This is a genomic window from Cryobacterium cheniae, assembly GCF_004403395.1.
GTDB lineage: Bacteria > Actinomycetota > Actinomycetes > Actinomycetales > Microbacteriaceae > Cryobacterium > Cryobacterium cheniae.
Map to the genome: position 1 here is coordinate 175,569 of NZ_SOGN01000044.1, position 19,314 is coordinate 194,882.

17 protein-coding genes, 2 tRNA genes and 2 pseudogenes are annotated in these 19,314 nt (G+C 66.4%); 6 read left to right on the forward strand and 15 right to left on the reverse strand.

From position 1 onward, the window contains the following. Positions 1–21 precede the first annotated feature (21 nt). The 4 genes from E3T23_RS10300 to E3T23_RS10315 are packed head-to-tail and all read right to left on the reverse strand — an operon-like array spanning position 22 to position 4,227. Positions 22–294: a hypothetical protein gene (locus E3T23_RS10300; RefSeq protein ID WP_134370274.1), complete on the reverse strand. Its 273-nt coding sequence runs from the start codon at positions 292–294 to the stop codon at positions 22–24. Continuing rightward, the gene (locus E3T23_RS10305) at positions 291–1,082 is read right to left on the reverse strand and encodes a slipin family protein (protein ID WP_134370275.1); all 792 of its coding nucleotides are present in this window, start codon (positions 1,080–1,082) and stop codon (positions 291–293) included. Before E3T23_RS10305 ends, E3T23_RS10300 begins: the two co-directional genes overlap by 4 nt. Beyond that, positions 1,082–1,843 carry a hypothetical protein gene (locus tag E3T23_RS10310; RefSeq protein WP_134370276.1) on the reverse strand — a complete coding sequence of 254 codons (762 nt, stop codon included), beginning with the start codon at positions 1,841–1,843 and terminating at the stop codon, positions 1,082–1,084. The genes E3T23_RS10305 and E3T23_RS10310 overlap by 1 nt, the downstream gene beginning before the upstream one ends. Beyond that, complete coding sequence (locus E3T23_RS10315) at positions 1,843–4,227, reverse strand: nitric-oxide reductase large subunit (protein WP_241977826.1); 2,385 nt, start codon at positions 4,225–4,227, stop codon at positions 1,843–1,845. The genes E3T23_RS10310 and E3T23_RS10315 overlap by 1 nt, the downstream gene beginning before the upstream one ends. Before the next feature lie 223 nt (positions 4,228–4,450). Between E3T23_RS10315 and E3T23_RS16010 the strand changes: the two genes are divergently transcribed. From E3T23_RS16010 to E3T23_RS16020, 4 genes and pseudogenes are all read left to right on the forward strand, one after another. Beyond that, positions 4,451–4,681 (forward strand): NAD(P)-binding protein, encoded by a 231-nt coding sequence (locus tag E3T23_RS16010; protein ID WP_166806271.1) that lies wholly within the window; start codon positions 4,451–4,453, stop codon positions 4,679–4,681. 99 nt (positions 4,682–4,780) lie between these two features. After that, positions 4,781–5,506 (forward strand): annotated as a pseudogene (hemG, locus tag E3T23_RS16015) (protoporphyrinogen oxidase); the annotation flags it as partial. Positions 5,507–5,528: 22 nt separating this feature from the next. Beyond that, a complete protein-coding gene (locus E3T23_RS15700; RefSeq protein ID WP_241977828.1) occupies positions 5,529–5,888 on the forward strand; it encodes a hypothetical protein in 360 nt (119 codons plus the stop codon). A 449-nt stretch (positions 5,889–6,337) separates the two neighbouring features. Then, positions 6,338–6,418 (forward strand): annotated as a pseudogene (locus E3T23_RS16020) (Rieske 2Fe-2S domain-containing protein); the annotation flags it as partial. A 226-nt stretch (positions 6,419–6,644) separates the two neighbouring features. Here the strand turns inward: E3T23_RS16020 and E3T23_RS15710 are convergent. After that, a complete protein-coding gene (locus E3T23_RS15710; protein WP_241977830.1) occupies positions 6,645–7,445 on the reverse strand; it encodes a helix-turn-helix transcriptional regulator in 801 nt (266 codons plus the stop codon). Positions 7,446–7,922: 477 nt separating this feature from the next. On the opposite strand from E3T23_RS15710, the gene E3T23_RS10340 reads away from it, so the two are divergent. Beyond that, positions 7,923–8,786, forward strand: coding sequence for a hypothetical protein (locus tag E3T23_RS10340; protein WP_174843866.1), 864 nt, complete (start codon positions 7,923–7,925; stop codon positions 8,784–8,786). A gap of 368 nt (positions 8,787–9,154) precedes the next feature. Here E3T23_RS10340 and E3T23_RS10345 read toward each other — a convergent pair. The 3 genes from E3T23_RS10345 to E3T23_RS10355 all read right to left on the reverse strand — a co-directional run bounded on the left by E3T23_RS10345 (position 9,155) and on the right by E3T23_RS10355 (position 11,675). After that, a tRNA-Ile gene (locus tag E3T23_RS10345) sits at positions 9,155–9,228 on the reverse strand. A gap of 101 nt (positions 9,229–9,329) precedes the next feature. Continuing rightward, positions 9,330–10,577 (reverse strand): glycosyltransferase, encoded by a 1,248-nt coding sequence (locus tag E3T23_RS10350; RefSeq protein WP_420898317.1) that lies wholly within the window; start codon positions 10,575–10,577, stop codon positions 9,330–9,332. 183 nt (positions 10,578–10,760) lie between these two features. Beyond that, positions 10,761–11,675 carry a DMT family transporter gene (locus E3T23_RS10355; protein ID WP_134370282.1) on the reverse strand — a complete coding sequence of 305 codons (915 nt, stop codon included), beginning with the start codon at positions 11,673–11,675 and terminating at the stop codon, positions 10,761–10,763. A 41-nt stretch (positions 11,676–11,716) separates the two neighbouring features. On the opposite strand from E3T23_RS10355, the gene def reads away from it, so the two are divergent. Continuing rightward, complete coding sequence (def, locus tag E3T23_RS10360; RefSeq protein WP_134370283.1) at positions 11,717–12,283, forward strand: peptide deformylase; 567 nt, start codon at positions 11,717–11,719, stop codon at positions 12,281–12,283. Between the two features lie 45 nt (positions 12,284–12,328). Here def and E3T23_RS10365 read toward each other — a convergent pair whose 3' ends face one another. The 7 genes from E3T23_RS10365 to E3T23_RS10395 form a co-directional block, all read right to left on the reverse strand. After that, positions 12,329–13,207: a sensor histidine kinase gene (locus E3T23_RS10365; RefSeq protein ID WP_134370410.1), complete on the reverse strand. Its 879-nt coding sequence runs from the start codon at positions 13,205–13,207 to the stop codon at positions 12,329–12,331. Positions 13,208–13,295: 88 nt separating this feature from the next. Beyond that, positions 13,296–13,368, reverse strand: a tRNA-Asn gene (locus tag E3T23_RS10370). A 64-nt stretch (positions 13,369–13,432) separates the two neighbouring features. Further along, positions 13,433–14,440, reverse strand: coding sequence for a D-isomer specific 2-hydroxyacid dehydrogenase family protein (locus E3T23_RS10375; RefSeq protein ID WP_134370284.1), 1,008 nt, complete (start codon positions 14,438–14,440; stop codon positions 13,433–13,435). Then, a complete protein-coding gene (locus tag E3T23_RS10380; protein ID WP_134370285.1) occupies positions 14,424–15,338 on the reverse strand; it encodes an ATP-binding cassette domain-containing protein in 915 nt (304 codons plus the stop codon). The genes E3T23_RS10375 and E3T23_RS10380 overlap by 17 nt, the downstream gene beginning before the upstream one ends. Before the next feature lie 4 nt (positions 15,339–15,342). Continuing rightward, complete coding sequence (locus tag E3T23_RS10385) at positions 15,343–17,031, reverse strand: ABC transporter ATP-binding protein (RefSeq protein ID WP_134370286.1); 1,689 nt, start codon at positions 17,029–17,031, stop codon at positions 15,343–15,345. After that, positions 17,028–18,002, reverse strand: a complete 975-nt coding sequence (locus E3T23_RS10390; protein ID WP_134370411.1) for an ABC transporter permease — start codon at positions 18,000–18,002, stop codon at positions 17,028–17,030. Before E3T23_RS10390 ends, E3T23_RS10385 begins: the two co-directional genes overlap by 4 nt. 104 nt (positions 18,003–18,106) lie before the next feature. Further along, positions 18,107–19,195 carry an ABC transporter permease gene (locus E3T23_RS10395; protein ID WP_134370287.1) on the reverse strand — a complete coding sequence of 363 codons (1,089 nt, stop codon included), beginning with the start codon at positions 19,193–19,195 and terminating at the stop codon, positions 18,107–18,109. Between the last annotated feature and the right edge of the window lie 119 nt (positions 19,196–19,314).

Genomic DNA, 19,314 nt, shown 5'->3' on the forward strand with positions numbered 1-19,314 from the left:
CGTGCGGGAGTGCTAAGCAGGTCAGGGCAGGTTGTGCTTGCCGCCAACCCACTGCAGGGCGCCGATCAGGGCCACGCCGACCCCGGCCATGCCCACGAACATGCCGAGCATCATCCAGAACAGCAGCGGTTCCAAGCCGGCGACGATGGCGTCCGTGCGCACGATGGTGCCCACGAGAAAGCCGAAGATCGGCGCGAACAGGCCGATGAACGATCCCACCAGCATCAGGCGGATGCACCGGGTGCGATGGGCGGGTGAGGCCGGGCGGTTCTTCTCCCGCAGAACGTCGCTCATGAGGGGCTCCCGACCGGCATGGTAGCGGGGACCGAAGCGGACATCTTGTTGAGGAACGGACCGATGATGTCCATCGGCAGCGGGAAGACCACGGTGGAGTTGTGGTCGGCGCCGAGCTCGAGCAGAGTCTGCAGGTAGCGCAGTTGCAGTGAGGCGGGGTTGCGGCTGAGGATTTCGGCGGCCTGACCGAGCTCCTCCGAGGCCTGCAATTCACCGTGCGCGTTGATGATTTTTGCACGGCGATCCCGCTCGGCCTCGGCCTCGCGTGCCATGGCCCGTTGCATCGCCTGCGGAATCTCCACGTCCTTGATCTCGACGACCTTGACCTGGACACCCCACGGTTCGGTCTGGGCGTTTATATTGCGGGCCAGATCCTCGTTGAGGTCGGCGCGGTGCGCCAGCAGGGTGTCCAGGTCGGCACGGCCCACGACCGATCGCAGCGTGGTCTGCGCCATCTGCGAGGTGGCCATGGCATGGTTCTCCACGCCCATCACCGACAGGACCGGGTCGGTCACCTGAAACAGCACGACCGCGTTCACCCGGGCCGGCACGTTGTCCTTGGTAATGACATCCTGCGGAGGGATGGTGAGGGTAACGATGCGCAGGTCGACCCTGATCATGCTGTCGATGCCGAGGAAGACGATCTGCACACCCGGCTGGCGGATCGGGCGGAGCCGCCCGAACCTGAACGACACCCCGCGTTCGTACTCCTGCAGCACCTTGAACGAGGCCGCCAGCCAGATCAGGAAGAGGCCCCCCACAGCGAGCGTGGTTATCAGGATCGCCATCAGCGGTTCTCCCCGCGGGTCCAGTCGGGGTCCGCGCCGACGCGGCCAGGGCCGGCTTCCATTTCCAGTTCGGCCCAGCGGGCCGAGAACGATGAAGGCACTGTGTTTCCTTTCGGTTCAACGGGGTCCGGGGCACGCCGGCCGGTTTTTCTGATGGTGCCGTAACCGCGGGCGCCCTCCGCCTGGCGGGCGGCCTCCCGTGTGGCGATGCTCTCGTCGAGGCTCTCGTGGCGCAGGTGCTCGGGAAACCCGGCCGGGCTGCGCCGCAAGTGCGACCAGAGCGGCCAGCTGCCCACGGCGATGATGATGGAGGCAGCCGCCAGGATCACGAGCTCGACACCGGTGCGCTGCTGCAACATCGTGGCCAGCGGCCATGCCAGCCCGAGCACCACAACGGCACAGGCGATACCACGGTGGAATCGCTCAGCCTCCGAGCTCGGCCACGGATCGATGTTGCGGGAGACCTGGCGGCCGGTGTCGGACGTAGTGCATGTGTCTTTCACCGGGCAGGGGTTGCAGACCGTGGGACTGGCCTGATATCGCGTGACCCGGTTGTCCGGGTCGAAGGAGATCGGCCACAGCCACTGGTCTTCCGAGCACTTCCACGCATCGTGGTCTTCGTGGTAGCTGAAGGCCCCCGCTCGCGCTGCGGTCGTCGTGGTGGCGGTTCGCCGGGCGAGCAGGTCCAGGACGTGTGCCACGACCAGCAGAAAGCCGCCGTAGACGAGCGCGAACCAGATCTCCGAATTGATCTCCTGCATTAGAAGCCGTCCACCGGGCGGTCCGGGTTGGACTCCGGTGTCGCGTCCACGCTCGACCGGGCATCCGATGCGTATCCCAGCGTCGGTTCTGCGCTGTACGCGGTGACGGGTACCGATGGTTGGGCCTCAACGAACAGGGCCTCCATGGGCACCTCCTGGGTGCTGCCCTTGATGCGGTAGCGCACTCCGAGCCAGGCGATCCAGACGAACGGCATGACACCACCGACGATGAAGAGCACGTCACCGGGCAGCCGCAACCACTCGAGCACGGCATTGCCGGGTTCAGTGATGAAGTTCAGGCTGCGCGCCTCGAAGTAGCCGTCGTTGATGGAGTGCCACAGCTGGATGACGCCGAGCGGCAGCAGGGTCGCGAAGGTCATCCAGGCCAGGCCGAGGTTCAGGCACCAGAACGACAGCTTTGCGAGCCGGTCAGGCCAGCGCTCCGGTGGAATCAGGTAGCGAAGGGCGAACAGGGCCAGTCCGACTCCGAGCATCCCGTAGACCCCCATCATGGCTGCGTGGGCGTGATTGGCCGTTAGCGCGGTGCCGATCTCGTAGTAGGAGATGATCGGCAGGTTGATCAGGAAGCCGAAGACACCCGCGCCGAGGAAGTTCCAGAACCCGACAGCCACGAGGAACATGACCGCCCAGCGGTGCGGGAACGGGGCCGAGCTACGGGACTCCTGCCGGGCACCGAGCTGCAGGAAACTCCACGCCTCGATGGTCAGGAAGGTCAGCGGAATCACCTCGAGCGCGGAGAAGAACGCCCCGAGCGCCATGTGCTCCACGGGCGTTCCCGAGAAGTACAGGTGGTGCATGGTGCCAAGGATTCCGCCGGCGGAGTAGAGGATGACGTCGAGGAGGATGATCTGCATGGCGATCTTGTGCTTGACCACGCCGAGCATTACGAAGATATACGCGACCATGACCGTCGTGAACAGCTCCAGGAAGTCTTCAACCCAGAGGTGCACCACCCAGAAGCGCCAGAACTCGGCCACGCTTAGATGCACCTCAGTGCCAGCCAGCATCCCTACCGCGTAGAACGCGGGAATCGCCAAACCAGAGTAGAAGAACAGCCACGGCAGGTTGAAGCGGTGTTCAGACTTGAGCCGAGCCCGGATGCCGCGGAAGATAATGACGATCCAGAGGGTCAGGCCCACTACGAGCATGCCCTGCCAGACCTTGGGCAGATCGATGTATTCCCACTGCATGCCCCAGAAAATCGAGTCCTTGGCCGCTTCGACGCCGAACACGCTCATCGCCTCACCGACGAAGGAGCCGGCGATCACGACAGCGAGAGCACCGAGCAGCGCATAGGCGAGCCAGTGCTGGCGCTTGGGCTCCCGGCCGGAAATATACGGCGCTAGGAAGATGCCCGCAGCCAGGAACGACGCGGCCGTCCAGAGCAGCGAGAGCTGCACGTGCCAGGTGCGGGCGAGGTTGAACGGCAGGATCTGGGCCAGGTCAATTCCGAAGAAGCTAGTGAGGTCCACTCGATAGTGCTCGATGGCCGCGCCCAGGAACGCCTGAGCGAGGAACATCAACGCGACAACGAAGAAGAACCAGGCCGTGGCGGACTGCGCCGGGGTCACTTTCACCTCGCCCGGCTGCCGGAACGACAACGCCGGGGTCTCTTCGCCGTGCTGCCAGCCCATCTTTTTGCTCCACCGGCCGTACAGGCCGAAGAGCGCACCGAGGGCGACGAGTAGCGAGATGAGCGAGAGTGCGCTCCACACGATGATGTCAGCGGTCGGCGCGTTGTCAACAAGCGGTTCGGCGGGCCAGTTATTCGTGTACGAGTAGTCGTGTCCCGGCCGCTCGGCCGCGGAGGCCCAGGCGGTCCAGGCAAAGAACGCCGTGAGCTCGTGCACCTCGGCCTCGTCGGTGATCGCGTACGGGATCAACCCGTACTGCGTCGTCGGGGCTCCGAAGTAGTCAGCGTAATGCTGGGTGATCTCCTCGAACGCCTCGATCTGCAGATCGGTGAAGACCAGGTCTCCCGAGGCAGCGTCGTAGCGATTGGTACGCATCATCTCAACGAGTTCACCCTGCGGGTCCTGTACTCCGGAGGCGGTAAGGGCCTCGAGCACAAATTCGGAAGACCGGCGCAGATAGTCGGCCGTGTAGTCCGGCCCCAAATACCCCCCGTGCCCCATGATCGAGCCGTACTGCTGCAGTCCGCGACCGGCGAAGATCTGCTGGCCGTCGGTGATCTCAGCGCTACTGAAGACGACCTCTCCCTGCGAGTCGACCACCTGCTTGGGCTGCGGCATCGAGTCGGTGTATGTCCTCAGTGCGAGGAATCCCATGACGGCGAACCCGAAGACCATGACCAGGGCAACGCCCTGAACCCACCCCTTCGAGACCATCAACTCCGATCGCACGCGTTTTACCTTGGATCGTATTCGGACCACGACTGGGCCCCTTTCCTGTTGCCTGACAATTCCCCGAGTGGGGTACAGCGCCGTGTCAAGGCTAGTGGGTATAAAAGGAGCAATCTGCTTTCAATTCGAATTTCAACTTTTCGCCGGCGTAGGCTCGCATGATCACCCCCCGATGACATGAAGGAACTAGGTGCTAGAACAACTCCGGACCGAACCGACCCGCGTGACCATCGTCGGCGCCGGAATTAGTGGCCTCGCCACCGCCTGCTTCCTGCACCACAGCCTCGGCGACGAAGCGCAGATCACCGTGGTCGAGGGCACCGACCGACGGGGCGGAAAAATTTCAACGCGAACACTCGCGGGCCATCCATTCGATACCGGCCCTGACTCACTGATGGTACGGTCCCCGTGGTGGCGGCTCTGCTCGAGGATCTCGGTCTGTCCGGTGCCGTAGTGGCACCGGTTGGCGGGGGCGCGCGCATCTACAGCCGCGATCGCCTGCGGTCGTTGCCTGGGGGAACCCTGTTCGGCGTTCCCGGCGGGCTGCTGCCGCTTGCTTCATTCCCGGCTGCTCTCGCCGCTCGGGCCGGCCCGCGCCGACCTCGACCTGGTGCGTCCCAGCAGCCACCCGGTATCGGCTGACCCGTCGATCGGCGAGATTGTGCGCACCCGGATGGGTGCCCACGTGTTCAACCGCCTGGTCGAGCCACTGCTCGGCAGTGTGCACGCGGGCCGGGCCGGCACTCTCAGTGCCCAGAGCACAGCTCCCCAAATCGCGTCCCTGGCCCAGAGCAACCGAAGCCTCTACCTCGGCATGCGGCGCCGGCCCGCGCCCGCGCCCGCAGCCGGCGGCAGCGCCGGCCCCGTGCTCGTCACCCTGAACACCGGGCTCGACGACCTGATCGAGGCCCTCGCCGAACAGTTGACGGATGCTACGATCAGGCGCGACAGCGCTGTGACCGCGCTCACCCACGCACTCACCGCAGAGTCAACGCCCCCCAACGTCGGTGGCTATCGGCTAGACCTCGACGACGGCAGTCTTATCGGGGCCGACGTCGTCGTGGTCGCCACGCCGGCCTTCGTGTCGGCGGCCGTCGTTGCCGCAGCCAGCTCTCAGCTCGGCGCTCTGCTCGAGGAAATCGAGTACGCCAACGTCGCCAAGGTCTGCTTGGTCTATCCGCGGTCAGCGTTCCCGGCCGACCTCGCCGGTACTGGGTTTCTGGTGCCACCCGAAGAAGGCAGCCTGATCGTGGGCTGCACGTGGTCGAGCCTGAAATGGCCACACCTTCGCGGACAACGACGTGGTGCTCATCCGCTGCATGGTCGGCCGGCACGGCGACAACCGCTGGACCACCATGACGGAAACCGCCCTCGTGCGACGGGTGCGCGACGAAGTGGACGACGCCATGGGCCTGGTCGGCACGCCCATCGAACAACCCGTGCCGCGCCGGCCGCGAGGCATGCCCCAATACCTCGTGGGCCACGAAGGCCGACTCGACGTCATTGACACCACGCTGACCGAGCTGCCCGGTCTGTTCCTGACCGGATCCGCCTACCGGGGTGTGGGGCTGGCCAGCTTCATCGCCGAGCGCACGGCGGCTGCGATCGTCTCCGCCCGAGTTGCCCACGAGGCGACCACCACGAGCGCTCTCGCTGATTAGGCAGACCCGCGCCAGCTGACCCCAGCCGGCGTCGACTGCGCGCTGCGCTTGCATGCGCCTAGCGGGACCATCAGAATTCCCGCCGCTGTGCATCCGTGCCCGAACGCATGGCTGCGGGAGTATCACCTCGCCGGAGACGCCGCGGCTTGTGCGCTGCCCGGTCGCGGTGGTGCGAAAGGTCTTCGCCTGGCTGGCCGCGATCAGACATTCATGTTCTGCGGGCTCGCCCGCGCTGGAGAGAGATTCCCCGGCGGACCAAGCCAGCGACTCCGTCCCTGCTCATGGCAGCACCTCGAGGACGCCGCGGGCGCCCTTCTCGGCATCCCACTGCCCACGTTCGGCCCGGCATCCAGCACCCAGACCCGCACACGCTCACCCACCTTGGCTTGGAGCGGGAGGGCGGCGTGCTGGTGAAAGACAGCGCCGGCAGCTCCTTCGCGCTCGGCGACATGTGCTCCCACGCCGACATTTCCCTGTCGGAGGGTTTCGTGGAAGGCGACGCCCTGGAATGCTGGGCACACGGCGGCCGGTTCGATCTGTCCACCGGGCGGGCCCGAACCCTGCCGGCCTCCGAACCGGTTCCGGTCTACCAGCTCACCACCGTGGACGGCGATGTCTCCGTCGACGTCAGCAACCAGGTCGACGTGTCGGCCCACGTGGCCTCGACCGAGGGGCTGCTCGACCCAGGCTCTGCACAGGCTGGGTGCGGCTCGCCTGGACTCGGATCAGGCTGGGTGCGGCTCGCCTGGACTCGGATCAGTCAGCGACGGTCTCCGACGCATCGGTCCAGCTCTTCGGCAGCTCCACAATGCACAGGTGAGGCTGCACGAATGGTCTCAAGCGGATGGCGTCGCCGTCGTGGCCGAGCGACTGCGCGAGGCCCTTCATGAGGCCCAGGTGCACCGAGCAAACCACGGCCGGATTCTCCCGCGCCTCCGCCCGGAACGGGCACCCGGTCAGCGCAATGGCTGACTTGTCGGCCTGCAACGCGGGCTCGAAGCCGATCTCGGTGAGCACACGTAGCAGCGGGGGAACCACGTCGGCGGCAGGGGTGTTGGCGCCGGGCGCTTGCGTGGCGTCGGCGACCGATGCCCGGGCGACCGGTCCGTTCGTGGTCAGCCCGTCGGTGGTGCGCTCGCCGGTGCTTGGCTCCCCGGAGGTCACGGCATTCGCCACGGCCGCGTACTGCGCCGACCAGCGCTCGCCGGCCCGCACCGCGCGGGCGCGGCCGCCATCGAGGTCTTCGGCGATCACCGCGGCGAGGGCCTCCGTGAGCTGCTGCTGGGCGGTTTCGGTCGACAGCGGCCCCGCGACCGCGCTAAAAAGTACGTGCGGGCGCCCGCGTCGCCCGGCACTGGCGATGGTCCGTTGCACGAGCCCGGCCGTCCCGAGGTGCTCCAGGTGAAAACGCGCCGTGGTGATGTGCAGCCCGAGGGCCGTGGCAACTGCGCCGACGTCGAGGGGCACTGCGGACTCGGTGAGTAGAGCCAGTGCACGACGGCGCGGCTCACTGGCCAGGGCGGCATGTTGGGCGTCGTTCTTCGTGGTCGTAACCATGCATTTACAGTAGCAGCGTGCGGTTAAAGCTTCTTTAGATTCTGGTCGCCAGCCGATGGAAGGCACCCGGACTGTCACTGCGCTCTCTGCGGTGAACACCTTGAAGCCGATGCCCCGGTCGGTGGGAACGACGGTTTAGTTCACGAAAAGCACGGAGTCCAGAATACGGGTGTCCAGGAAGGCCCGGCCGACCTGGATCAGGCCCCGCCGAGGAACATGGCGAACAGAAGCAGGCCGAGCACCGAAATTCTTATGGCTGGCGCCTGCGCGACCACCAGTGCAAGCACACCGACTGCACTGCCGAGCACTATCGCAGTGGCCTGCCCATGTCAGAGGGAGGTGCCGTGCGTATGGGCCGCCCGAAGATTACGCTAGATGCAGAGGAGGCGGCGTCCTACGACTGAACGTCCCGAATTGGGGCGTTGACACTCACTTGTGTACGCTGCGAATCTTCGCATGAGGGACTAGGGAGCCAGCATGATCGCGAACCTCGGGCTGAACCGGCTGCTTTGGGTTGTGACCGGCGGGACGGCCATCGTCGCCGCAGTCGCCGGCATCCTGAATCCGCGCCTTTACACCGGACTCGTCGCCGAGGCGCTGCTTCCTGGGGCGCTCGCACAGGACATCATCTCGGTGCTCGCCGGGATCGGCCTGCTCGTGCTCGCCGCGCTTGCCCGTCCCAATCGGCGCCGGCAGCAGCTACTCGCGCTCGGCCTGCTCGGCTACCTCTTCTACGCGTACGGCATCTACGTGATCGAGCGGGCCTACAACGGCCTCTACCTGGTCTACCTGGCGATCTTCACCCTGGCGTTCTGGAGCGTGGTCTACGGCACGGCCAACCTGCGGCGAGAGGTGATGGCGCGGACAACGATGCCGCGCGGGCTGCGGGTTGTCTCCGCTGTCGGCGCGCTACTGCAGCCTCTGATGTTCTACCCACTCTGGATAGCAATGCTGATCCCGCTCATGCGCGACCGGGACCAGATCGACTCGCTGTACTCCATCTTCATCCTGGACCTGGGCTTCATCATGCCCGCGTTCCTGATCCTCGCTGTGCTGGTGTTCCGCAACCGGGGCGCCGGCCTTGTGCTGCTGCCGGCCCTGTATGTGCTGGGCTTCACCCTCATCTTCTCGCTGGCGCTGGCCGAGCTGGTCAAACCAGTGTTCGGCACCGCGCCGGACCTGCCGGCGCTGGCCGCCGCAGCGCTGCTCTCGGCACTGTTTCTGGTGCTCGGCGGGCTGCACCTGCGCCGCCTGGAATTACCTCAACTACGCGCAGACACTGTAGAGGTCCGCCCGCCTCTGGAGATTCCGGGAGCCGACGGTTTCCGACGGCACCGCTGAACGTCTCGACCCGACCGTCGTGACCTCGATTGATCTTGATCCGACCGGGAGTTCCTTGCAATTTCGGGTTTAATTCTATCGGCACACCTCGACCGACCTGGGCCGGTCTCGACGTAATATACGTTCAATAGTCGTGCGCACATCAAGTCTCAGGCGCGGGCGCTCGCGGCAGGCGGGCACGGCCGCATAAACGTTGGATAAACGGTGACCGCGTCAAATATTGGCTTGGCAATCAAAAAATGAAGTACTGATCACAGATCACTTCGAGTAGGAGGCCCAGGACTTGAACCCAGGACCGTCTCCTGATGGGTTCGAGTCTCGCTACTTCGGTGGGAACTAAACTACCTGTTCAAAGGCTATTTCTTTCGTAGGGCGGCCGGGACTTGAACCCGGGACCGACGGATTATGAGTCCGCTGCTCTAACCAGCTGAGCTACCGCCCCAATCGACGCCTCTGCTCTGACGAGTGTGCAACCGATTTTGCGGTGATCGGGTGGATCACCGGCTCCCACGATACAGGCACTCGAAAGATGAGGACGCCCGGCTACTCCGCGCCCCAAGCGGTCGCGTCCGAGGTTACCTCGTCGATGACCGGTTCCCCGCGGTAGAGGCATTCAAAGGTGCTCAGGGTGCGGTTGATGTCGTGCGCGCCGATGAGCCGGAGGGACTCGTTCTTGAGGGTGTCCAGATCGTTGGGTGCGGCCGTCAGCACGGTCGTGAGCTTGTCGGCGAGGTCCTGAGCCTTGCCTGGCTCGAACAGGTAGCCATTTTGGCCGTCGTGTACGAGGTGCGGAAGCGCCATGGCGTTGGCGGCCACGATCGGCAAGCCGGACGCCATCGCCTCCATGGTCGCGATGCTCTGCAGCTCCGCGATCGACGGCATCGCGAAGACGGTCGCGCGGGTGTACGCGGTCGCCAGTTCGGCATCCGTAACGTAGCCGGTGAACGTGACCCGGCCGGTGAGGCCGAGTGTCTGCGAGAGGTGTTCCAGGTTGCGCTTCTGGTCGCCGCCTCCGACGATCTCCACTTTCACATCGAGCTCGGGTGCGAGCAGGGCCACGGCCTGCAACAGCACGTCGATCTGTTTCTCGCCGGTCACCCGGCCGACGAAGAGGATGCGGTTCTCGGTGCGGGGCGCGAAGCTGGGCGTGTAGTTTCGGGCGTCGATGCCGCACGAGATTGCCAGCACACCCTCGAGGCCGGTATAGCGCTCCAGGAACTGGGCGGCACGCAGAGTCGGGGTGGTGACCGCTTCCGCCCGGCCGTAGGTGCGCCTCGCGGCCCGCCAGGCGGCCTTGATGAGACGATCATGCATGCTCTTGGGCACCAAGGTGAATTCGAGCATATTCTCGGGCATGAAGTGGTTCGTGCCGATGATGCGGATGCCCCGCTTCGCCGCCTCGATCGTGACGGCGCGGCCCACCATGATGTGGGACTGGAAATGGACGACATCCGGTTTGAACGTGTCGAGAATGCGCCGGGACTCCCGCGGGATGAACCACGGCAGTGCGTACCGGAGCCAGTCGTGCGGGTACCAGCGCCAGCTCTTCAGGCGGTGCACGACCATCGGCTGGCCTTCGTGTACCTCGGTCCAAGTGCCGAACTTGCGTGACGCGGCCGGCGCCATGATCTGCACCTCGTGCCCGCGGGCCACCATCCCGGCGGCAAGGCGTTCCGCGAACCGGGCCGCGCCGTTCACGTCAGGAGAGAAGGTATCTGCGGCGATCAGGATGCGGAGCGGTTTCTTCGACACCGGCTGACTTCGGGTCGATTCGCTCGGCAAATCGGTCAAATCTGACAAAAGACACTGTCCCAACGTATGTGTGCCGGAGTTCGTCATCCGGCAAGAATTCATGTTTTCGACGGCGCGCACGCTGACGAGGTCTTCTAGCACCTTATTCTAAACCGGTGCCGCAACAGTCATACAGGGGGCGGCGCGCCCACACGAACGCCGAACTGAGAACCGCGGACCGCGTCAGTCGCCGGCGAGAGGGTGGTAGCGCGCCAACAGGAAGACCCCGACGATTGCGATGACACCCGCGATGAGGAATGCGACAGCCGCCCACGGCGGAGCCTGTTCGATCTCACCCAGAACGACGATGCCGATGCCGACGGCAATCAGCGGATCGATGACGGTGAGTCCGGCGATGACCAGGTCCGGCGGCCCGGAGGCGTAGGCGGTCTGCACGAAGTAGGCGCCGAGCGCCGCCGCCGCCAGCAGCCCGACGACGCAGGTCAGGGTCAGCCATTCGAAGTTGCCGTTCTGGGTGCGGTTGATGACGACCTTTGCCAGCGTGGCGACGAACCCGTAGAGGACCCCGGCGCCGACGATGTAGAAGATGGCTTTGAACCGGGTGCGCAGCTTGACGAACGCGACGCCGAAAACGGACAGCACGACGCCGAGGACGATCAGGATCGTGATCAGGTTTTCGTCGGTGACCGGCTTGTCCACGGCGGTGAAGGCGGCCACGGTGACGAAGAGGCCCACGCCGCCGACGCACATCGCGATCGCGATCTTCGACGCGCGGTTGACGGGGACCCGCGTGATGCGGGCGTTCAGGATCGATGTGATCACGAGGGCGACGGCGCCGAGGGGCTGCACCATGATGATGGGGGCGAACGCCAGGCTGGAGAGCTGGAACACGATCGCCAGTCCGAGCATGATCGTGCCGAAAACCCATGACGGCCGGCCGAGGAGCAGCATCAGCTGGCGCGGGTTGAGCCCGCCGGTGACCTCGGCGGTTTTGGCCTCGACCTTGGTGACGCCGCGGTGCTGGAATTGCGCCCCGAGCGAGAGGAACACGGCACCGACGAGGGCGAGCGGAATCCCGATGGCCTGACGCGGATTGATTGCGATTTCCGCAGTCAGGTCGGTCAGGTCGGGGTTCACTCGAACGAGCCTATCGAGATCCAGCCCGATATCCTTGCTGAATGGCCGTTCGCTCGATAGTTATTTCAGGAGATCCTGTTCTCCATTCCCCCGCCCTCCCCGTCACCGATTTCGGCGATGATCTGCACGAACTCGTGCAGGACATGTTCGAGACCATGGATGCCGCGCCCGGGGTCGGTCTGGCGGCGCCGCAAGTGGGTGTGCCATTGCGGCTCTTCACCTACAACTTCCTCGATGACGACGACCACCTGTGGCGTGGCGTGGCCATCAACCCGGAACTGTGGATCACCCCGGTTCCCGCGGGCGATGCCGACGAAGACGAGGACGTCGAGGGCTGCCTGTCCTACCCGGGCGAACGCTTTCCGCTGCTGCGCTCAGCCTCAGCCATCCTGCGCGCGGTGGACCTCGAACAGAAGCCCTTCGAAATCCGCGCCGATGACTGGCTGGCCCGCATCTTCCAGCATGAGTACGACCACCTCGAGGGAACCCTCTACGTGGATCGTCTTGAACACTTCTACGCCAAGATCGCGACCAAGGTGACCCGCAAGCGTGGCTGGGGTGTGCCCGGGCTCAGTTGGATGCCCGGAGTCGACAACCTGGAAGACTGACCGGCGGACCTGCCGGACAGGCAGACTCGGTCGCCCGCTGCCGGGTCAGCCGCGGGCGAGGTCCACGCCGTGGATGCCGTTGTGGAAGCGCAGCGACGGGAAGACGGCCGTGACCGTGAACCCGACGCCGGGCACAGGCCCCGCCTTGAAAATGCCACCGAACATCTCGGTGCGCTCGCGCATCTGGGTGATGCCTGCACCGGATACGTTCGCACTGAGTGCCTTGAGGTCGTCGTCGATGGTGTACTTCGTGCGCGCCGCGAAGTCGGCGGCGTCGGCGCTGTCACGGCGGGCCGCCGCACGGATGCCATCGTCGGCGACGAGCAGGTGCAGACCGTCCTGCGTCCACGTGAGCGTGACCCTGGCCTCGGTGCCTCGTCCGCCGTGAGTGAGCGTGTTGGCCAACGCGCTCTGCAGGATGCGGAAAATGGCCAGTTCGGCGCCCGGCTTGAGCGGGAACCGCTCGCCGGACTCGGCGAAGACCACGGCGACGCCCGCGCCCCGCATGACGCGGAACAGGTCCCGCGCAGACTGCAGACCCGGCTGGGCGACGGCGACGGATTCGCCCTCGCGCACGATCGTGAGAACGCGGCGCATGTCGGCCAGGGCAACTCGACCGTCGTCGACCAATGCCGTCGTCACTCGCACGGCGCTGGACGGGTCGCTCTCGGCCGTGTAACGGGCACCTTCGGCATGGGTGATCAGCCGGGCGACGGACAGCACCGCCACGTCCTGCAGCTCCCGGATGATGCCGAGCCGGCCCTGCTGTTCGGCGAGGGAGAGTTGCAGGTCGATGCGCATTCGTTCGGCAGCCGTGCGATCGAAGACCACCCGCCTGAACCGAATGAGCGTGACCAGCCAGAGGGCCAGCAGCAGGGCGACGAGCGCGGCCAGGACGGTGCTCAGATTGAGCCAGGACTCCACAAATGCCGCCTTTTCTGCTGCCACGTCGCACGGAACTGGACGGGATACAAAAAAGACCACCAGGGGTGGAGCCCTTGGTGGCCTTTCGCTCCCCGACTTGGACTCGAACCAAGAACCTGCGCATTAACAGTGCGCTGCTCTGCCAATTGAGCTATCGAGGAATACTGCTTGAACAGCTCTGCTACTTTATCAAAAGTTGGCGATCTGCCAAATCGACGGCGGCTTTCAGTAGCCGATCCGCGGGTCGACGACCCCGACGAAACGCCCGTCTGCAAGGAAGGCGACCACATTCAGGCGAATCCGCTCAGCCAGGAGCGGCCCGGTCATCTCGGGCGTGTCGGCCGAATGGGGCGTGATCAGGCAGCGTGGCTCGGCCCACAGCGCATGTCCCTGCGGCAGCGGTTCCGGATCGGTCACGTCGAGCGCCGCGCCGGCGATGGTCCCCGCGGCCAGCGCGGCCACGAGGGCGTCCGTGTCGACGAGCGGGCCGCGGGCGATGTTGACGAGCACGGCCTCTCGGCGCATCAGCTCGAGTTGGGCCGGACCGATCAGGTGCCGGGTGCCGCCCGTGAGCGCTGCCGCGACGACGACGACGTCGCTGGTCGGGAGAACGCCGGGCAGGGCATCCGTCGCGACCGTGCGGGCCGCACCGGGCACCGGCTCGGTGCCGCGCCGCACCACCGTGATCTCTGTGCCGAAGGGCGCGAGCAGACGGATCAGCTCCCGGGCGATCCCGCCGGCGCCGATGACGGTCACGTTGAGTCCGTAGAGCGAGCGCCCCTCGGGCAGGGTGCTCCAGCTCTCGGACCGAGCGCGCTTCGGCAGCACCCGCAGCAGCGCCAGGGTGAGGGCCAGGGCGTGTTCGGCGACGGGCTGCGCGTAGGCACCCTTCGCACTGGTCCACAGCAGGTCGGTTCGATCGAGGCCCGCCAGCACCTCACTGAAGGCGTCGACGCCCGCCCAGGGCAGCTGCACCCACCCGATCCGGGGATGCGCGTCCAGGACCGCGCGCAGATCGTTCGCGCGCCCGTAGTCCAGCCAGATCAGCCCGCGGGTCTCGGCGGAGAGCTCGGTGAGAGTGCCCCCGGCAGCCTGGACCGCCCGGGCAAAGGCCGGCTCCGGTCGCGGCAGGATGGTGATCGGACCGGGCACCGGGCGTCGGTCTGACGACAGCGGTAGGACCGCGTCGGCGAGCACGGCCCGGTGCTGCTCGGTTTCAGTTTTCGTTGACATGTTCGTCGGATTCGCTCTCGTAGTCGTTCTCGTCGTCCTCGTCGTTCGAGTCGCCCTCGTCGCCACGCGCATCCCGCATCAGGGCCGCGGCCAGCCCCGCCACATACGGGTGCCACGGGTCGTCGAACACCTCATCGATCGTTCCCAGCCCCACCAGAACGCCCTGGTGCAGCACGGCGATGCGATCCGCGACCCGGCGGAGCACGCTGAGGTCGGAGCTGATCACCAACGCCGAAAAGGCCCGCTCGCGCTGCAGTTCGCCGATCAGGTCGACCACGGCGTCCCGCACCGTGACGTCGACGCCCGCCGTCGGTTCGTCCGCGATCAGGAGCGACGGGCCGAACACGAGCGCCCGGGCCAGCGCCACCCGCTGGCGCTGCCCGTTGCTGAGCTCGTAGGGGAATTTGGTGAGCAGCGCCAGAGGCAGCCGGACCGCGTCGACCATCGTCGCCACCTGTTCGTCGAGGTTGCGCCGGTCGTAGCGCCGGTCCCGGCCGAGCACGGGCTCCCCCACGATCTCCGCGACCGTCAGGGTCGAGGGCAGCGTGTCCGAGGCGTTCTGCGCCAGATGTCCGACCTCGAAGGTGACCCGGGACAGCTTGCGCCGACGGATGCCGCGGAGCCGGTATCCGAGCACCGTCGCTTCTCCCCCGGTGATCTGCGGCCGCACGTCGCCGGTTCCTCCGCCGCCGGAGCTGAACGCGGCGCCCGAGAGCACTCGGGCCAGCGTGCTCTTGCCCGAACCGCTCTGCCCCAGCAGCCCGAGAACCTCGCCGGGCCTGATCTGCAGGGTGAGGCCGTGCACGGCCACGAATGCGCCGCTGGCACCGTGGGGCGGGTACTCGATCGTCAGGTCACTGGTGGAGATGGAGCAGGTCGGTGCGGCGACGCGGATCATGTGTCTATCCTGCCGCACGCAGCCTGTTCAGTCCCTCCCGACGCAGCGCCTGTTCGGCCGGGTCCGGCACGGGCAGGGAGGCGAGGAGCCGTTGGGTGTAGGGATCCTTCGGTGCCCCGAGAACCTCGGCACTGGTGCCCTCCTCGACCAGTTTGCCGCGGTACAGCACCGCGATCCGGTCCGCGACGAGGTCGACGACGGCCAGGTCGTGGCTGATGAACAGGGCGGCGAAACCGAAGTCCTTCTGCAGTTCGGCGAACAATTCCAGTACCCGCGCCTGCACGGAGACGTCGAGGGCGCTGGTGGGCTCGTCCGCGATCAGCAGGGGCGGTTCCAGGGCGAGCGCCCGCGCCAGACTGGCGCGTTGGCGCTGCCCGCCGCTGAGCTCGTGCGGGTAGCGGTCGCCGTACGCACTCGGCAGCTGCACGGCCTCCAGGAGCTCGTTGACCCGCGGGCGGGCGTCGGCGGCGTTCCGCGCCCGCCCGTGCACCACCAGCGGTTCTGCGACGCAGTCGGCGATGGTCAGCAGCGGGTTGAAACTCGACGCCGGGTCCTGGAAGACGAAACCGATGTCGCTGCGGAACTTTTTGAACGCCCGTTCCTTGAACCCGTTCATCTCGTGGCCCATCACGGTCAGGGATCCACCGGTCACCCGGGTCAGGCCGGCGATGGCCCGCCCGATCGTGGTCTTGCCCGAACCGCTCTCCCCCACGAGACCGAGTACCTCCCCGGGCCGGATCAGGAAGCTCACCCCGTCGACGGCGGTGAAACCGGACCGGCCGAGTCGGCCGGGATATTCGATTCGGAGCTGGTCGGCGACGACGACCGGCGCCTGCTGTTCCCAGTCACCCGCGCGCGCACCGGCCCGGGCGGCGGCATGCACGACCCCCTGGCCCACGTGCGGCACCGCGGCGAGCAGCTTCTTCGTGTAGTCGTCCTGCGGCGAGCTGAAGAGCGTTTGGGCATCCGCCTCTTCGACGATCTTGCCCTGGTACATCACCGCGACCCGGTCCGCGAGGTCGGCGACCACGCCCATATTGTGGGTGATCAGCACGATCGCCGTGCCGAATTCGTCGCGGCAGCGGCGCAGCAGGTCGAGGATCTCGGCCTGCACGGTCACGTCGAGCGCCGTGGTCGGCTCGTCGGCGACGATCAGGCCGGGGTCGAGGACCAGGGCCATCGCGATCACGACGCGCTGCTTCTGCCCGCCGGAGAACTGGTGCGGGTAGTAGTCGACGCGGGTCTCCGCGTCGGGGATGCCGACCCTCCCGAGGATCTCGATCGCCTTGGCCCGGGCTTCCTTGCGGCTGAACTGGCCGTGCGCCCGGATGCCCTCCATGATCTGCCATCCCACGGTGAACACCGGGTTCAGCGCGGTCGAGGGCTCCTGGAACACCATCGAGACGTCGGTGCCGCGCACCTGCCGCAACTGGGCGGTGCTGAGCGCGATGACGTTGCTCTCGCTGGAGCCGTCCTTGCTGGTGAGAATGACGGCGCCGGAGGCGGTCGCCGTTTCCGGCAGCAGCCCGAGGATGGTCTTGGCGGTGACGGTCTTCCCGCTGCCGCTCTCGCCGACGATGGCCAGGACCTCTCCGGGAGCGACCCGCAGGGTCACGCCGTCGACGGCCCGGACGGCACCGGCATCCGTCGCGAAGGAGATACCGAGATCGGTGATGGTGAGCACGTCGGTCATGGTCGGTCCTCGAGTCCGTCGGTGGGATGGGTTGCGGGGCCTTCCAGCCCGCCGAGCCCGCCGGGACCGGCGACCAGGGTGCCGCCGGGAACGACCGAGGTCTGCGCGACGATTCCGGCCGCCTGGCCGACGGCCCGGCGCCCGCGCAGCCGGGGATCGGCCAGGTCGTTGAGGCTTTCGCCGACCAGCGTCATCCCGAGCACCGCCAGCACGATCGCAAGGCCTGGGAACAGGGACGTCCACCAGATGCCGCTGGTGACGTCCGAAACTGCCTTGTTGAGGTCGTAGCCCCATTCGGCGGCGGCGGTCGGTTCGATTCCGAACCCGAGGAAGCCGAGGCCAGCGAGGGTCAGGATGGCCTCCGACGCGTTCAGGGTGAAAATCAGCGGCAGGGTGCGGGTGGCGTTGCGGAACACATGACGGAACATGATCCGGGCACTGCCGGCGCCCAGCACACGGGCGGATTCCACGTAGGCCTCCGCCTTGATCCGCACCGTCTCGGCGCGGATCACCCGGAAGTACTGTGGGATGAAGACCACGGTGATCGAGATCGCCGCCGCCAGGACGCCGCCGATCAGATTCGATTTGCCGCCGGAGATGACGATGGACATCACGATGGCGAGCAGCAGCGACGGGAACGCGTAGACGGCGTCGGAGACGACCACGAGGATCCGGTCGAGCCAGCCGCCGAAGTAACCGGAGACGAGTCCGAGCAGCACCCCGGCGAAGATCGAGAGCACCACGGCGACGATAATCACGAAGAGCGCCGTTTGCGCGCCCCAGATCACCCGGGAGAGCACGTCGTAGCCGCCCACCGTCGTGCCGAGCAGATGCGATCCCCCGGGCGGCTGCTGGGCGCCGAACGCACCGTCGGCATCCCTGAGCTGGCTGAAACCATAGGGGGCGAGAACGGGGGCGACAATGGCGGTCAGCACGAACACCGCGGTGATGATCAGGCCGGCGACCAGCATCCCGCGTTGCAGGCCGACGCTTTGACGCAGCTGATGCACGACGGGTAGCCGGGACCACCAGGTGTGCTTATGAACGGAGGGAGGGCTCTCGAGCGCAGTCACCGTCAGTACCTCACCCTCGGGTCGATCAGCGCGGCGATGATATCGACGATGAAGTTGGTCAGTGCGACGATCACGGCCAGCAGGGCGACGATTCCCTGGACGGCCACGAAGTCACGCGCCTTGAGGAACTCGGAGAGCATGAAGCCCAGTCCCTTCCATTCGAAGGTGGTTTCGGTCAGCACGGCTCCGCCGAGCAGCAGGGCGATCTGAAGCCCGATCACGGTGATGATGGGGATCAGTGCGGGGCGGTAGGCGTGCTTGCGGACCAGCCGGAATTCGCTCACCCCCCTCGAGCGGGCGGCATCGACGTAGTCGGTGCCGAGGGTGCCGATCACATTGGTGCGAACGAGCCGGAGGAACACGCCGGCCGTCAGGAGGCCGAGCGCGAGGGCGGGAAGTATGGCGTGCTCGAGCACGTCTGCGAGCACCTCCGGGTTTCCGGTCATGATGGCGTCGATGGTGTAGAACCCGGTGCTGTAGGGCAGCAGTTGCATCTGCAGTTCGGAGCTGGTCGAGGCGCGGCCCGAGACCGGCAGGACATCGAGCCAGACCGCGAAGACGAGTTTGAACAGCAGCCCGGAGAAGAAGACCGGAGTGGCGTAGCAGAGGATGGCGAAGACGCGCAGAGAGGCATCCGTCGGCTTGTCGCGCCAGTACGCAGCGACCATGCCCAGCGGGATTCCGACGATGAACGCGACGAGGAGCGCATAGAAAACGAGCTCTGCCGTGGCGACGCCGTAGGTGAGCAGGACTTCGGATACCGGCCGGTTCGTGCTGATGGTCGTGCCGAAATTGCCGGTGAAGATCTGTCCCAGGTACTCGACGTACTGCACGAAGATGGGCCGGTCGTACCCGGCCGCCTGAATGCGCTCGGCCAGCTGCTCCGGGCCGAGGCGCCCGCCGAGGGCGGCCGTGATCGGGTCGCCGGTCGTGCGCATCAACCAGAAGACCATGGACACGAGGATGAAGATGGTGGGGATGATCAGCAGGAACCGGATCAGGATGTACCGGCCGATCCCGCCGTCGGATGCGGGACGTTTTGTGCGTCCCGTCGCACGGGGCGACGGGGACCGCGTGGTCACAGTGGTCATTCCTGCCTAACGATTGGACTGTGTGATTGGGCTGTGCCGGTGGAGCGGGACGGGGGCACCCAGCGCGCAAGCTGCTGGATGCCCCCGGCTTTCAAATCAGGGAAAACCTAACGACGGAT

Bases quoted from the DNA above. Each gene is read 5' to 3' on its own strand.
- E3T23_RS10300 (WP_134370274.1), bottom strand. From the start codon at position 294: ATGAGCGACGTTCTGCGGGAGAAGAACCGCCCGGCCTCACCCGCCCAT.
- E3T23_RS10305 (WP_134370275.1), bottom strand. From the start codon at position 1,082: ATGGCGATCCTGATAACCACGCTCGCTGTGGGGGGCCTCTTCCTGATC.
- E3T23_RS10310 (WP_134370276.1), bottom strand. From the start codon at position 1,843: ATGCAGGAGATCAATTCGGAGATCTGGTTCGCGCTCGTCTACGGCGGC.
- E3T23_RS15710 (WP_241977830.1), bottom strand. From the start codon at position 7,445: ATGGTTACGACCACGAAGAACGACGCCCAACATGCCGCCCTGGCCAGT.
- E3T23_RS10340 (WP_174843866.1), top strand. From the start codon at position 7,923: ATGATCGCGAACCTCGGGCTGAACCGGCTGCTTTGGGTTGTGACCGGC.
- def (WP_134370283.1), top strand. From the start codon at position 11,717: ATGGCCGTTCGCTCGATAGTTATTTCAGGAGATCCTGTTCTCCATTCC.
- E3T23_RS10375 (WP_134370284.1), bottom strand. From the start codon at position 14,440: ATGTCAACGAAAACTGAAACCGAGCAGCACCGGGCCGTGCTCGCCGAC.
- E3T23_RS10380 (WP_134370285.1), bottom strand. From the start codon at position 15,338: ATGATCCGCGTCGCCGCACCGACCTGCTCCATCTCCACCAGTGACCTG.
- E3T23_RS10385 (WP_134370286.1), bottom strand. From the start codon at position 17,031: ATGACCGACGTGCTCACCATCACCGATCTCGGTATCTCCTTCGCGACG.
- E3T23_RS10390 (WP_134370411.1), bottom strand. From the start codon at position 18,002: ATGCTGGTCGCCGGCCTGATCATCACCGCGGTGTTCGTGCTGACCGCC.
- E3T23_RS10395 (WP_134370287.1), bottom strand. From the start codon at position 19,195: ATGACCACTGTGACCACGCGGTCCCCGTCGCCCCGTGCGACGGGACGC.